Origin of the sequence: Chromobacterium haemolyticum (genome assembly GCF_002081825.1) — a bacterium.
GTDB classification, from domain to species: Bacteria; Pseudomonadota; Gammaproteobacteria; order Burkholderiales; family Chromobacteriaceae; genus Chromobacterium; species Chromobacterium fluminis.
Genome location: NZ_MUKU01000085.1, coordinates 1 through 1,249 on the forward strand (window position 1 = coordinate 1; position 1,249 = coordinate 1,249).

The 1,249-nt window shown below is 58.6% G+C and carries 1 protein-coding gene; it reads right to left on the reverse strand.

Annotation, left to right across the window (positions count from 1 at the left end; all coding sequences use genetic code 11):
- Nucleotides 1-43: 43 nt before the first annotated feature.
- Nucleotides 44-1,179, reverse strand: a protein-coding gene (locus B0T39_RS24650) for an IS3 family transposase (protein ID WP_439896908.1) whose coding sequence is annotated in 2 segments (ribosomal slippage) — nucleotides 44-924 and nucleotides 924-1,179 — 1,137 coding nt in all. Because the reading frame shifts where the segments join, the coding sequence is not laid out codon by codon here.
- Nucleotides 1,180-1,249: the final 70 nt, after the last annotated feature.

Below are 1,249 nucleotides of genomic sequence, written 5' to 3' on the forward strand. Positions count from 1 at the left end.
TGATCTTCCCCCTCCAGCCATACCAGCGATAAGGAGAGAAGTCCTAGGTTTGCATGGTAGTGGTACTGCTTGATAGTTCGGTGGTCCGCTGCTGGCGATAGCGTGCCGCAAACACTGCTGGTGGTATGCGGCCAATCGAACCGTGGGGGCGCACCTGGTTGTAGTCGTCCCGCCAAGCCGCAATGATCTGCCGCGCTTCTGCCAACGAATCGAAGACATGTTCATTCAGGCACTCATCGCGGAATCTGGCGTTGAAACTTTCAACGTAACCATTCTGCATCGGTCGACCCGGCTGAATCAGAATGTGCCGGATACCATGCGTTCGCGCCCACCCCATAAACACACGACTGGTGAACTCTGGCCCATTATCCGTCCTGACTGCCAACGGATAGCCGCGAAATTGCGCCACCTGATCCAGCATGCGCGTGACGTATTGGCCAGACATCGAGAAATCTACCGCAACCTGCACCGCCTCGTGGCTGAAGTCATCGGCTACCGTCAGGCATTTCAAGCGTCGGCCACAGACTAACTGGTCGCTGACAAAATCCATGCTCCACACCTCGTTCAACTGCGTGGCCGCCTGCAGTGGCGTACGCACGCCAGTGAGCTTGCGCCGGCGGTTGCGTCGCCTGACGGCCAGGCCTTGCTCGCGGTACAAGCGGTAAACCCGTTTGTGATTGATGCCAGGGAATTCGTGACGCAGCAGATCATGTACCCGCCGGTAGCCAAAACGGCGGCGTGTCTGCGCGATCTCGACGATGCGAGCCGTCAGCTGACACGTCAGCGCATCCGCCTGTGGCGGATGTCGCCAGGCATCTCGGGAGAGCCCCACAAGCCGGCAGGCGCGGCGCTCTGAGAGCGCTAATCCACTGCTCAACATCACGCTAATGGCCTGCCGCTTGGCCTGCGGGGCTAACGCTTTACCCCGAAGGCGACCTTGAGGGCTTCGATGTCGAGATGGGCCTCGGCCAGCAACTTCTTGAGACGGGCGTTCTCGGCCTCCAGATCTCGGGCGCGCTGAAGCTCGGCGACATTCATGCCGCCGTATTTACTGCGCCACTTATAGAAGGTGGCCTCGGAGAAACCGCCCTGCCGGCAGACCTCTTTGATGGCCATGCCCAGTTCGGCCTGCTTGAGAAAGCCAATGATCTGTTCTTCGGTGAATCTGCTCTTCTTCATGTCCGTCATTCTCCTTCAGTGACGGACTTCTCTCTACTTTTGATTGGTAAGGCCTAAGGGGAGCAGATCA